This window comes from Terrimonas ginsenosidimutans (assembly GCF_022012415.1).
Taxonomy (GTDB): domain Bacteria; phylum Bacteroidota; class Bacteroidia; order Chitinophagales; family Chitinophagaceae; genus Terrimonas_A; species Terrimonas_A ginsenosidimutans.
Genome location: NZ_JAKLTR010000001.1, coordinates 536242 through 549229, shown reverse-complemented (window position 1 = coordinate 549229; position 12988 = coordinate 536242). Strand labels below are relative to the sequence as shown.

General features: G+C 46.0%; 11 protein-coding genes. 8 read left to right on the top strand and 3 right to left on the bottom strand.

The genetic code is table 11. The features are described 5' to 3' along the window. Nucleotides 1–73 precede the first annotated feature (73 nt). Together LZZ85_RS02285 and LZZ85_RS02280 are read left to right on the top strand one after the other, a co-directional pair. Nucleotides 74–421, top strand: coding sequence for a DUF3127 domain-containing protein (locus LZZ85_RS02285; RefSeq protein WP_237868307.1), 348 nt, complete (start codon nt 74–76; stop codon nt 419–421). A 418-nt stretch (nt 422–839) separates the two neighbouring features. Then, nucleotides 840–1286, top strand: coding sequence for a methylglyoxal synthase (locus LZZ85_RS02280; RefSeq protein WP_237868306.1), 447 nt, complete (start codon nt 840–842; stop codon nt 1284–1286). Between the two features lie 142 nt (nt 1287–1428). On the opposite strand, the gene LZZ85_RS02275 is transcribed toward LZZ85_RS02280, so the two are convergent. After that, nucleotides 1429–1821, bottom strand: a complete 393-nt coding sequence (locus LZZ85_RS02275; protein ID WP_237868305.1) for a hypothetical protein — start codon at nt 1819–1821, stop codon at nt 1429–1431. Between the two features lie 145 nt (nt 1822–1966). On the opposite strand from LZZ85_RS02275, the gene uvrB reads away from it, so the two are divergent. The 5 genes from uvrB (at nt 1967) to LZZ85_RS02250 (ending at nt 10705) form a co-directional block, all read left to right on the top strand. Continuing rightward, entirely contained in the window at nt 1967–4006 is a 2040-nt protein-coding gene (gene uvrB, locus LZZ85_RS02270; protein WP_237868304.1) for an excinuclease ABC subunit UvrB, read from the top strand. A 146-nt stretch (nt 4007–4152) separates the two neighbouring features. Next, the gene (locus LZZ85_RS02265; RefSeq protein ID WP_237868303.1) at nt 4153–4386 is read left to right on the top strand and encodes a hypothetical protein; all 234 of its coding nucleotides are present in this window, start codon (nt 4153–4155) and stop codon (nt 4384–4386) included. A gap of 60 nt (nt 4387–4446) precedes the next feature. After that, a complete protein-coding gene (gene polA, locus LZZ85_RS02260) occupies nt 4447–7281 on the top strand; it encodes a DNA polymerase I (protein WP_237868302.1) in 2835 nt (944 codons plus the stop codon). A gap of 50 nt (nt 7282–7331) precedes the next feature. Then, nucleotides 7332–9962 (top strand): PAS domain S-box protein, encoded by a 2631-nt coding sequence (locus tag LZZ85_RS02255; RefSeq protein ID WP_237868301.1) that lies wholly within the window; start codon nt 7332–7334, stop codon nt 9960–9962. Between the two features lie 86 nt (nt 9963–10048). Continuing rightward, on the top strand, nt 10049–10705 hold the full coding sequence (locus tag LZZ85_RS02250) for a DUF1579 domain-containing protein (protein WP_237868300.1): 657 nt from the start codon (nt 10049–10051) through the stop codon (nt 10703–10705). A gap of 155 nt (nt 10706–10860) precedes the next feature. On the opposite strand, the gene LZZ85_RS02245 is transcribed toward LZZ85_RS02250, so the two are convergent. Both LZZ85_RS02245 and LZZ85_RS02240 read right to left on the bottom strand, forming a co-directional pair. Then, nucleotides 10861–11364: an SRPBCC family protein gene (locus LZZ85_RS02245; protein WP_237868299.1), complete on the bottom strand. Its 504-nt coding sequence runs from the start codon at nt 11362–11364 to the stop codon at nt 10861–10863. A gap of 30 nt (nt 11365–11394) precedes the next feature. Continuing rightward, on the bottom strand, nt 11395–11823 hold the full coding sequence (locus LZZ85_RS02240) for a DUF1761 domain-containing protein (protein ID WP_237868298.1): 429 nt from the start codon (nt 11821–11823) through the stop codon (nt 11395–11397). On the opposite strand from LZZ85_RS02240, the gene LZZ85_RS02235 reads away from it, so the two are divergent. Beyond that, nucleotides 11824–12981, top strand: a complete 1158-nt coding sequence (locus LZZ85_RS02235; protein ID WP_237868297.1) for a sensor histidine kinase — start codon at nt 11824–11826, stop codon at nt 12979–12981. Nucleotides 12982–12988 lie beyond the last annotated feature (7 nt).

The window sequence follows — 12988 nt, the reverse complement described above, 5'->3', positions numbered from 1 at the left end:
ATGGGGATAACCCGGATCGGGTAGTTGCTCAATGCGTCGTAATTTTGCGGGATAATACTTAAAATTTAAGCACGTGCAACTTACCGCCAAATTAGTTCAATTGCTGCCTTTGCAAACAGGCAATGGCAAGAATGGGGAATGGAAAAAGCAGGACGTCATCGTGGAAACGGATGGCCAATACCCAAAAAAAGTTTGTATCTCCATTTGGGGAGATAAGATCAATACCAGTCTTCTCCAGGTAGGCAGAAGTCTGACTTTTTCTTTTGACGTGGAAAGCCGTGAATATAATGGCCGTTGGTACACGGATGTAAAAGCATGGAAAGTGGAAGCAGGGGCTGCTGCCGGAACAGCTGCCGCACCTGTGGAAGATGACGTGCATAACACGACATTCTCCAGCAGCGACGACGATCTGCCATTCTAAGACTTCGATCTGATAAACTAAAATGCCAGGCCTGGTAAGGCTTTTAAAAGTACAGTGTAACCCATTGTTCCTTTAAAACTCTTATTGGTCCTGGTATTTTTTGTTTGATCTGATCTTCCGGGTATTACTAAACGGCCCCTTCCCGTGCCTGTGGCAAACATCTTTCCGGGCTATCTGGATATCCACGAATTATCTGTTTTAACCCTTACGTAAGGCTCCCACTGATTTCCCAGATAATAAACTGATAAGTTAATATGATCCGCGTATCTGCCGTATTTATATCTGCCAATCCGCAGTAACCTACTTCAAACATATTTATCAGCCCAAGAGCACTATCAGCTGGTTTTCTTTTGCCAGAAAATTATATCGAATACTTAGCTTAGCGCCGGATTTATTCACTACCTCCATAATTTTTAGCATGCGGATACTTAATACAGTTAAACGGATCGCCCTGGTTGCTCATGATAATATGAAAGATGAATTGATCCAATGGGCAACAACAAACCGCGAGGCGCTTGCCAAACATAGCCTTTTCGCTACCGGCACAACCGGCACATTGCTGGAAGCCGCACTTGAACAACCCATCGCAAAGTTTCTCAGTGGGCCGCTTGGCGGGGACCAGCAGATAGGGGCCAGCATCGCTGAAGGGAAACTGGATGTACTGATCTTTTTCTGGGATCCAATGGAAGCTCAACCACACGATCCGGATATCAAAGCCCTTCTTCGCGTAGCAGCTACCTGGAACATTCCTACCGCATGTAACCGCTCAACAGCAGACTTCATGCTCACCTCTCCGCTTATGTTCTCTGAATATCAGCCAACGCTCCCTGACTATTCTACTTATCTGAACCGGCTCAGAAAATAAGATCCAGTGTCATCCGGAGAAGCGATTTGCTGCATTCGATAACAGCAGATCTGCGACTGCATTCGGAACGTAGCATCGCTTCCGGAGGATATCAATGACCGTAATTAAAAGATGTGTCTATTTTTCGGTGATCGGAATTCAGCTATCGGTGCATATTCTTGCAGACAAACCGGCCAGAATCATCCCGGGATAGATCGATGATCCGCGTAATCGAACCGGAACCATTATTAACAGAGATCCTGATCTCCGACATTGCCGGCAGTGTCTGGATGCAGCCATAACAAATGCCGGCCACCTCCAACCCACAATTTTTCAGCCGTCTGATCACTTCCAGATAGCTGTTATAATGCCCGTCCCTGTCTGTATCAGTCTCTTTCGGATCCTGGTCTGCACCAAGCTCGCTCACCAGCTGCTTCATCATTTCCAGGTTTTCCATCTCCAATGCCGCCACCAATCCTTCGCATTTGATCTCCGTGCTCTTCTTGCATCCGCTTACAAGCGAAAACATCAGTATAAGGATCAGCAGTTTTTTCATTTTGAAGTCATTTGATCAGTTGACAGATCATTACTGGCGAACGTTGCACATTTTTTGCAAAAGAATGGTCGTCGAGTCCATGCAGTTTTTCAGTCATTGGTCTTGCAAAAACGACATTGGATCGAATACGATAACTTTGAGAACTATGGCATTTAAACTTCATTCACCCTTTCCTCCCGCCGGCGATCAACCGGAAGCAATACGTCAGCTTACAGAAGGTATTCTGAATGGTGAACAATTCCAGACATTGCTGGGCGTGACCGGTAGCGGGAAAACGTATACTATTGCCAATATGATCCAGAACGTGCAGCGGCCGACACTGGTGATCACACATAATAAAACGCTTGTAGCCCAGCTGTATGGAGAGTTCAGGCAGTTTTTTCCCGAGAATGCGGTGGAATATTTCGTGTCATATTACGACTATTACCAACCCGAAGCATATCTCCCGGTAAGCGATGTCTATATTGAAAAAGATCTCAGCATAAATGATGAACTGGATAAATTACGGTTACGCGCCACAACAAGTTTGCTTAGCGGACGCCGGGATATCATCGTTGTTGCTTCAGTGAGCTGCATATATGGTATGGGAAACCCGACTGATTATGAGAATGGGATCATCCGGATCGGAAAAGGGCAAACCATTTCGAGGCAGGCATTTCTTCACGCTCTTGTCAACTCGCTTTATAACAGGACTACCATTGAATTCAACAGGGGAACCTTCCGGGTAAAAGGCGATACGGTTGATATCAATCTTCCTTATGTGGATTTTGGTTACAGGGTCACTTTCTTCGGAGATGAGATCGAAGAAATTGAAAGTATTGACGTTGTCACCAGCAAGCGGATCGGTAAACTCGAAAACGCAGCCATCTTCCCCGCAAATCTTTATGTAGCGCCGAAAGATATCATGCAACAGGTGATCTATGAGATCCAGGATGAAATGCATGCACAGGTGGATTACTACAAATCGAACGGAAAACTGATCGAAGCACAGCGATTGAAAGAGCGCGTCGAGTACGATATTGAAATGATCAAAGAACTCGGCTACTGTAACGGGATCGAAAACTATTCGCGGTTCTTTGATCGCCGTGTACCCGGCACAAGACCATTCTGTCTGTTAGACTATTTTCCGAAAGACTTTATTTGTGTGATCGATGAAAGCCATCAGACCGTACCGCAGGTAAGCGGCATGTATGGTGGTGACAGAAGTCGTAAACTGATCCTTGTCGACTATGGCTTCCGTTTACCCAGTGCGCTGGATAACCGCCCATTGAACTTCCACGAGTTTGAAGCACTGCTGAACCAGACCGTATATGTTTCGGCAACACCGGATGATTATGAACTGGAAAAAACAGGCGGTGTGGTCATTGAGCAGGTCGTGCGGCCAACAGGATTGCTCGATCCGCCGATCGAGATCAGGCCCAGCGTCAACCAGATCGATGACCTTCTTGATGAGATTGATAAAACCGTTAAAAAAGGAGACCGCATACTTGTAACCACCCTCACCAAAAGAATGGCGGAGGAAATGGATAAGTATCTGCACCGGATCAATATAAAATCAAAATATATCCATAGCGAAGTAGACACGCTCGAACGCATCGAGATCCTCCGGCAATTGCGTCTGGGTGATATCGATGTACTCGTCGGTGTAAACCTTCTCCGGGAAGGTCTTGATCTGCCCGAGGTTTCTCTTGTTGCCATCCTTGATGCAGATAAGGAAGGCTTTTTACGAAATGAAAAATCGCTGACACAGACCGCGGGGCGAGCCGCAAGAAATGTCGATGGCAAGGTTATTTTTTATGCTGATAAAATGACCGAAAGCATGCAAAAAACCATTGATGAAACCAACCGGCGCCGGGAAAAGCAGGTGGCACATAACCTCGAGCATGGCATCACGCCAAGGACCGTGGTGAAATCAAAACAGCAGGTTTTTGCCCAAACATCTGTCCTGGATATCAAAGGCTACGACCCCGCCAATCCATACGCTGTGGCACCAAACGAAGACCTCGTTCCTGTGGCCGCAGAAGAGCAAACAGAGTACAAAACCATTCCGCAAACGGAAAAAGCGGTCAGCAGGATCAAAAAGGAAATGGAAAAAGCTGCCCGGGACCTGGATTTTATGGAAGCTGCCCGTTTACGCGATGAAATGTTCGTACTTCAGAAGAAACTGGAGGAAATGAAAAAGTAGACGCGTAGATTTCCTACCCGAATGCGAGTGTTTGCCCTCAATTTGACAAGGCTTTTGCCTTGTTAATTGGTGGAAAACGCCCGCATATCTATTTTTATCTTCAGAACCACCACCATTATCCAATTAAAAACCACCGCTCAAATTTTATGAGAAAACGCGTACACCGGGTTGCAAACTTTCTTGCATTCAACCTGCTTTTCTTCGCACTGTATCTGAATTTCATTTACAAAGACCCCACTTCCATTCCTGTTTCAGTAAAAAACCAGCAAGAACCGGCTGCTTTTAGTGGAACACTTGTCGACAACAAAACAGAAACAACCCATCCGGTTGCCCAGCCGGTAAACACGGAAAAGATCGCTCCGGCTAAAGGCACCCATTAATCAGCTTGCTGTCCTGACTGTCCTTGCCGTCATACACCACCGAAATAGTACCTTAGCGGCATGGCAAAGAAAGTTTTTTTACTGGACGCGATGGCACTGGTTTTCCGTGCCTATTATGCATTGATCAGGAGCCCCCGCTTAACATCGAAGGGGAAGAATACCAACGCACAGTTTGGTTTTACCAATACCCTTGTGGAACTCATCAATAAACAGAAGCCATCACATATGGCTGTTTGTTTTGACACAGCCGCTCCAACAGAGCGTCATACTGAGTTCCAGGACTATAAAGCAAACAGGCAGGAAGCTCCGGAAGATATTCTTGAAGCGATCCCGGATATCAAAGCAATCGTCAAAGCGTTTAATATTCCCTGCATCGAACTTGATGGTTACGAAGCGGACGACATAATCGGCACCCTCAGCAAGCAGGCTGAAGCTGCCGGTTATGAAGTCTTTATGGTCACGCCGGACAAAGATTACGGCCAGCTGGTAAGCGAGCACATTAAAATATACAAACCTGGCTATCAGGGTGGAGATGTTGAGATCCTTGGCCCCGAAGAGGTTTGTGCGAAATGGAACATCAAAGATGTAGCCCAGGTGATAGACATTCTCGGTCTTATGGGTGATGCCGTTGATAACATTCCGGGGATCGCAGGCGTGGGAGAAAAAACGGCGGCCAAACTGCTTGGAGAATATGGCACGCTTGAAGGCGTTCTCGAAAAAGCTGATCAGATCAAAGGTGCACTGGGAGAAAAGGTCCGTAAGGGAAAAGAAGATGCGTTATTATCAAAGCGCCTCGCTACGATCATCACCAGCGTTCCTGTCGCTTTTCACGAAGAAGACTTCCGTATCAAAGATGTTGATAAAGACAAATTGAAAACAGTCTTTGGTGACCTGGAATTCAAAACACTCGCTAAACGGATCCTTGGTGAAGAGATCGGCGCTGAAGTAAAAACAGCTCCCGAAGGTGTACAGACAGATCTTTTCGGCAATATCATAGAACCGCCGGCCCCAAAAACCTCCGCTGCAAAACCTGCTGCGGCCACTGAATCAGACGAGACAATTGGCGCGGCAGACAAGAACATACATAATACGCCGCATACTTACACCGCGGTAACCGGCGAAGCGGGTATTAAAGAACTCGTGGAAATGCTTTCGCAACACCAGGAGATCTGCTTTGATACAGAAACAACCGGCATTGACGCCAATCTCGCGGAGCTCGTTGGACTTAGTTTTTCCGTTACTCCCGGTGAAGCCTATTACATTCCATGTCCCACGGATCACGAAAGCGCAAAAGAAATGCTCGCGCTCTTTCAACCCTTATTCTCCGACCCTGAAAAGATCTGGATCGGACAGAACACAAAATATGATCTGCTGGTATTGAAGTGGTATGGCGTAGAACTTCCGGGAAAATTGTTTGACACAATGCTCGCGCATTACGTGATAGAACCAGACGGAAAACGGAGCATGGATCTGCTGAGTAACAAATACCTTTCTTATGAACCCGTTCATATTGAAGAACTGATCGGAAAAAAAGGAAAGTCGCAAGGCAACATGCGCGATGTTGAGCTCGATAAGATCACAGATTACGCGGCAGAGGATGCTGATATCACACTTCAATTGAAGAATACGTTTACGCCTTTACTGGCCACGAAAGATGTGCAGAAAGTTTTTGAGGAGGTTGAAAGCCCGCTTGTAAAAGTGCTGGTAGACATGGAATTTGAAGGGATCAGGATTGATGAGCCATTTCTCAACGATTATTCCCGTCAGCTTGAAAAGGACGCTAAGATCGCCGAAGAGAACGTATATGAAAAAGCAGGGGTCAGGTTCAACCTCGCTTCGCCGAAACAACTGGGTGAAGTCTTGTTTGATAAACTGAAACTTGACCCTTCCGCTAAAAAAACCAAAACGGGTCAGTACCAGACAGGTGAAGACGTCCTGTTGAAACTTGCTGCCCGCGGAAATGAGATCGTTGAAGATATCCTGACGTTCAGAGAACTGACCAAGTTGAAATCTACGTATGTTGATGCGTTGCCGCAACTGGTAAACCCAAAGACCGGCCGCGTACATACCACTTACGGTCAGGCAGTTGCAGTTACCGGAAGACTTGCCAGCAACAACCCGAACCTTCAGAATATCCCTGTGAGAACGGAAAGAGGTAAGGAGATCAGAAAGGCGTTCATCGCCCGCGACCAGAACCACCTGTTGTTGTCTGCCGATTATTCACAAATAGAGTTACGGATCGTTGCGGCGATCAGCGCAGATGTTAACATGTGTGAAGCCTTTAGATCGGGCATTGATATTCATACCGCAACAGCCGCAAAAGTGTTCAATGTTGCCGAAGCAGACGTAACGAAGGAAATGAGATACAAAGCAAAAAGCGTGAACTTCGGCATCATTTATGGTCAGGGTGCGTTTGGTTTGGCTGATAATCTTGGGATATCGCGCACAGAAGCCAAAGAGATCATTGATAATTACAAGAAGCAATTTCCAGGGATCCAGCAGTATATGGACAATACGATCAACTTTGCCCGTGAACATGGCTATGTTGAAACACTGATGGGCAGAAAAAGATGGTTAAAAGACATTAACTCCGCCAACTTCACTGTCAGAGGTTTTGCGGAAAGAAACGCCATCAACTCGCCGATACAGGGAACGGCGGCTGATATGATCAAGCTCGCCATGCAAAAAGTTCATGCGGCCATCAAGAACGCCAACATGAAAAGCAGGATGATCCTGCAAGTGCATGATGAGTTGCTTTTTGACGCCGTCAAAGAAGAAGTTGCTGAATTAAGACCATTGATCCTTGAAAATATGCAGTCCGCTTTGCCGTTACCTGAGGGTGTTCCGGTGATCGCGGAATGCGGACAAGGTACAAACTGGTTGGAAGCGCATTAAAGTCCTGTTTTTAATAATAAAGCGACGGGTAGCTTTGCTACCCTCATTCTATGAAGATCGACAACAACAAGGTGTTTGCTGCGACAAGTGAGTCGGGCATCATGTTCAGCGATGATCTGCTGGAAAACATTCCGCCACAACTCGCAGACCAGCTCACAGATGCATTGGTGTCAACTGATGAACAGTTTACCATTACGCTGTGGAATAAAGCGGCATCCCGCTTGTTTGGCCTGCCGGCCAATGTTTTGCTCGGTTCAAAACTCCACCAGATCATACCCGGTCTTCATCCTTCATCAAAAGAAAATATTCATTCTTCGCTGATCGCATCCGGAAAATGGAAAGGCGAAACAATGATCGAATTGAGTACGGACCAGAAGATCCGCATTGAACTGGCCATCTTCTCCCTGTCAAGTGATAAACCCGGGTATGCTGCAATGATCCGTCCAGCCGCGGGCACACAACCGGTACAGATCTCCAATATCAAAGAACTTATTTACAACAAGCCTTTTTTCAATGCCCTCGCGGAAGGGCTCATTGTACAGGATGATAAAGGAGAGATCATTGTTTACAACACCGTCGCGGAATCTATATCAGGATTGACCCGTGATCAGATCATTGACCGTGATTTTCTTGAAAAAGAAAGAAGTTATTTTACTGAAGACGGCAATCCCTTCTCATGGGATAATTTTCCTGCGATCATCGCAAGAAGAAGCGGCTTGCCGCAAACGGATATCGTGATCGGATGGCTGCAAACAGAAGGCTCCGTCCGCTGGATAAACATCAACTCTCACCCCGTTATAGAAGAAAACGGACGCCTGATCGGAACAGTTACTTCCTTCACCGATATCACAGCGATCAAGGCTGCAAGACAGGAATTAAAGAACTCCGAGGAAAGATGGCGTGCTGTCATCAACAATAGCAAGAGTGGCGTGCTACTTATCGATCACCAATACAAGATCCTGCTGGCAAATGATATCGCGATCGATCATCAGCTGCTGATGCCAGGGGCGATCCTTATCGAACCAGGAATGAACTTCCTGGACCTCCTTCCGGAACACAGACGGATGCCGGTAAAAGAAACACTGGACAGCATATTAAGGGGAGACGCGGTTGAGTACGAGATCGTGTATACAAAATCAGATAACCAGGACGTGTGGTTGCTTGCCAATTATACGCCCGTCAAAAACGCAGACGGAACGATCACGGGGATCTGTTTCAGCGCAAATGATATCACCGCAATAAAGGAAAACGAATTTGCCCTTTACAAAAGTGAGCAACGATGGAAGTTCGCTCTTGATGGTGCCGGTGATGGAGTATGGGAATACAACTTTCAAACAAAAGAATCCTACTACTCGACTATCTATAAAAACATGCTGGGCTTTTCTGATAAGGAATTCCAGAACGAAGCTTATGAGTGGCACACACGGATCCACCCGGAAGATGTGGACAAAGTAAAAATGATCGATCAGCAGTATGAAACCCGTACTATAGAAAATCATTCTGTGGAATACCGGCTTAAAAGCAAATCGGGTGATTACGTTTGGATCCTTGACAGAGGAATGTTGCTTGAACGAACAGCTGATGGAATGCCGCTTAAACTTATCGGCACTCATAAAAACATTACAGAACAGAAAAGACGCGAAGAAGCACTGATCCAGTCGCGAAAAAGATTCGGTTCTTTCATGGCCAACACACCAACCATGACCTGGATCATCGACGAAAACGCCATTTTCCGTTACCTGAACGCTCCTTACCTGAAGGCATTTAACCTGCAGGAAGGCGATATAGGCAGATCCATTTATGAGATTTTTCCAAAGCATATCTGTGATCTGTTCGTCGAAAACAACTGGAAGGTGTGGAATAGCAATAAAGCGATAGAAACGATAGAAGACGGCGTAGGGCCAAACGGCGATCCGCAGATCTACCACATCTTTAAGTTTCCTCTGGAAACAGAGGACGGGGTCCGCTTACTTGGTGGTGTTGCGCTTGACATCACTCAAAAAGTCATTCTGGAGAAACGACTCGCGGAAGAACAGGAAACCAGGAAACGGGAGATCATTCAGGCTATTATGAGCGCACAGGAAAAGGAGCGGAAAGAGCTGGCCTATGAACTGCACGATAACGTAAATCAGATCCTGTCCTCGTCAAGACTGATGCTTGAGGTGGCAATAGAAAAGCCAGACATCAGCCAGGAGTTTATGGGCCGCAGCCTTGGCTATCTTCAAAACGCGATCACAGAACTCCGCAAGATCAGCCATAGCCTTATTCCCGGTACACTTCGCGATATCAGCCTTGAAGCGGCGATTGAAGAAGTGGTCCAGAATATCAATGCGACGGAAAAGCTACGCATCATCTATGAAAAAGCAATCGGTAGTAATGTAAAGATGATCGCACCGGAAATTCAGCTGGCGGTACTTCGTATAGTGCAGGAACAATGCAACAATATCCTGAAACATGCCAACGCTTCCGAGGCATCCATTTCACTGAATATTGATGAGCAGAAGATCTTATTGCTGATCAATGATAATGGTAACGGGTTTGACACAGTGAATACCAAAAAAGGTCTTGGCCTTAATAATATCTTTAACCGTACAGCTTACTACAACGGATCCATTCAACTGATTTCGTCCTCCGGTAAGGGATGCAACCTGCAGGTCCGTATTCCATTACCGTCGAGATGATTCGTCCCCCTGGTTTCCGGTTTCATCGGCAGTTCTCATTGCTCTGACAGGATAATAATGTACTTTTTCATATAAAACCTGCAAACATGAAACCTCTAACCTTGCTTTTTTGCGCGGCAATCACATTTGGCGCCTGTAACAATGAATCCAAAACGGATGAAACTCCGGCGGCATCTAAGGATACGATGTCTGCCGCCAGCACACCTCCTCCTCCCGCACCCATGCCAGACTCTGCCACCAGGATGAATAACTGGATGGCCTATTCCACCCCGGGAGACGTACACAAAATGATGGCGTCCTGGAACGGCAATTGGGATGGCGACGTTTCTATGTGGATGGCTGCAGACGCTCCACCACAGGTCAGCAAATCAAAAACGGTAAATAAAATGATCATGGGCGGCCGTTATCAACAGTCAAACCATACCGGTGACATGATGGGTATGCCATTCGAAGGACAATCAACAATGGGGTATGACAATGCAAAAAAACAATTCACCTCTACCTGGCTCGATAACGTGGGAACAGGCACCATGATCGCAACAGGAACCTGGGATGCAGCAACAAAAACGATCAACCTGAAAGGTAAAATGGTCAATCCTGAAGCCGGTGATGGAAGAGAACAGAATTTCAGAGAGGTTTTTAAAGTCATCGATGATAATACACAAGTAATGGAAATGTATTGTGACGGAGTGGACGGCAAAGAATTCAAGACAATGGAAATAAAATACACCCGCAAGAAATAAAGGGTTAAAACACACAAAAAAGCCGGATGACGTGATATACATCATCCGGCTTTTTATTTAACAACACCGGCCGGAAGCACCGGGCCATAGCGTTCTCACGCCAGGGATAACCCCGTGATACCGGTTGCAGATCCTTTATCTATAGGTCTCTTCTATCAGGAAGAAATCACTCTGGTAATCTTATTATTCCTGTTACGAAGATCCAGCCCGCCTTCCAGGACAGACTTCAGGTTCGTAAGATAGAAAGTCCAGCCCTGCTTGCAACCCATGTGATAATAACGGAACCCATTATCATCCGTAGGAATGTTTTCCTGTATAAGCTCCGCGACCGTTTCCCCTTCTTCCTGGTAAATGGACAATGTACATACTCCAGCTTTTCCGAAACTGAACCGAAGGAGGTCTTTTCCGTTCTGCTCCAGGACTTCACCCCGTTCGGAATCATCGTCTGAATAACCCCACCAAAGCCAGTGATAGGTGTCACCCACTTCTACCGGATCATGCGCATTTCTCTCAATTCCCTCGGGAGAATGAAATACTGCCTGCCGTAAAAAGAATTGCTCAAGACCGCCTGGTGTTGACCAGGCGTTGAATATTCTCTCTACCGGAGCATTCACTGGTATCCTCACCGCAAAGCGGGTTTTATCAAAATCGTTCAGCATTATTATACATTGTTGCTTAATAAATATGTACTACCGCCATATTCCAATTATCGCGCCCATCATTGTCAATGAAACTATGCTGTAGAATCCATTGATCAACACCAGTCGCCAGGTCTTCTCTTCAAATATGCTATGAATAGCGGTGGCACAGAACGCCCACACCCCTCCGATCAAACCGATCGTTGCCCCGCGGGACATCCCCACTGTCGGAATACACCCATTACATCCATCTTTTGAAAGTGCAAGAAACATTGCAAGGCTTGCGGACATCAGCAATGAAAACAACACTGTCCATGCTACGATCTTCTCTTTCGCTTTCTTTCTTACCTCCCCTACGGTCAATCCATTATCTTTCATCCATATTCCGCCAAACATCCCGGGAGAATACCATATTCCTCCAACTACAAACGATGAAATGCCCGCAACCAGCACGGCCAGCCAGTTGATGGTCTCCAGCATATGAATAAGTTTTTAGTGGTTGATAAACATTTGTCTAAACTATTCCCTAATTTTTACATCGCATTACCAAAGCTGCTGAAAGTGGAAAAGGAGAGGATCAACATCGTAAAAGGAAAGACAGAAAATCTGACAGAATACAGGGTGAATGATCTTGGATTCAGGCTGATCCTGATCCCCTTTTTTGGTATTGCAATCCCTCTTATTACCGGCCTGATCAATCGACAGAATATTTCAAACGGATCTGTCAGGTGGAGTTTTCTCTATACGATCATGATCGCGCTGGTCGTATGGCAGGGGAATCGTTATTTGCACTCCTCACTCCGCAACTATTTTGACTGGATCAACAAGCCTCTGCAAAAAGTAATGGTACTGATCCTGTCCGTCGTATTCTATACTGTCCCTGTAAGTGTATTGCTGATCGTCGGATGGTATGAACTTTTTACCAATGACACAGTCAACTGGCAGATCGTTTCCCAGGCAACACTCATCATCCTGATCGCGGTAATCTTTATCACGCATGTCTATGAAACGGTGATCCTGGTCAAGCAATCAGAAAATGAAATGATCCGGAATGAACAACTCGAGCGCGCACGGGCTGAGGCAGAACTTGAAGCACTAAAAAATCAGATCGACCCGCATTTTATTTTCAATTCGCTTAACACGCTAAGTCATTTAATAGAAGAGAAGCCGGCAAGGGCGAAACAATTTAATGACACGCTGGCTGATGTATATCGTTATATTCTGCAGAATAAAGCCCGTGATCTCGTGTTGCTTCGGGACGAGATCGACTTTTTAAACAGCTACTTTCTGTTATTGAAGATCCGCTTTGAAAAAGCCGTTCACCTGGAAAAAATGATAGATGATGCAGCTTTAGAACATTTTCTGTTGCCTCCCATTTGCCTGCAGTTACTTGCAGAAAATGCGATCAAACATAACGAGTTTTCGGAGGAAAGCCCCCTTGTGTTGAGTATATGTCTGGAAAACGAAGCGTTGGTAATAAGGAATAAACTACAGCGTAAAGAGCTTCGGAAACCTTCCTCAAGGATCGGGCTGAACAATCTGAAAGAACGTTACAAACTTACCACCGGCAAAGAGATCAGTATATCAGACGATCAAAACGAGTTCATCGTCAAATTACCTGTTCTGAACCTTACCTGAAAACCTG

Coding starts and splice junctions, on each gene's coding strand:
- uvrB (WP_237868304.1), top strand. CDS start 1,967: ATGGCATTTAAACTTCATTCACCCTTTCCTCCCGCCGGCGATCAACCG.
- LZZ85_RS02250 (WP_237868300.1), top strand. CDS start 10,049: ATGAAACCTCTAACCTTGCTTTTTTGCGCGGCAATCACATTTGGCGCC.
- LZZ85_RS02240 (WP_237868298.1), bottom strand. CDS start 11,823: ATGCTGGAGACCATCAACTGGCTGGCCGTGCTGGTTGCGGGCATTTCA.
- LZZ85_RS02235 (WP_237868297.1), top strand. CDS start 11,824: ATGAATAAGTTTTTAGTGGTTGATAAACATTTGTCTAAACTATTCCCT.
- LZZ85_RS02275 (WP_237868305.1), bottom strand. CDS start 1,821: ATGAAAAAACTGCTGATCCTTATACTGATGTTTTCGCTTGTAAGCGGA.
- LZZ85_RS02280 (WP_237868306.1), top strand. CDS start 840: ATGCGGATACTTAATACAGTTAAACGGATCGCCCTGGTTGCTCATGAT.
- LZZ85_RS02265 (WP_237868303.1), top strand. CDS start 4,153: ATGAGAAAACGCGTACACCGGGTTGCAAACTTTCTTGCATTCAACCTG.
- LZZ85_RS02255 (WP_237868301.1), top strand. CDS start 7,332: ATGAAGATCGACAACAACAAGGTGTTTGCTGCGACAAGTGAGTCGGGC.
- LZZ85_RS02245 (WP_237868299.1), bottom strand. CDS start 11,364: ATGCTGAACGATTTTGATAAAACCCGCTTTGCGGTGAGGATACCAGTG.
- polA (WP_237868302.1), top strand. CDS start 4,447: ATGGCAAAGAAAGTTTTTTTACTGGACGCGATGGCACTGGTTTTCCGT.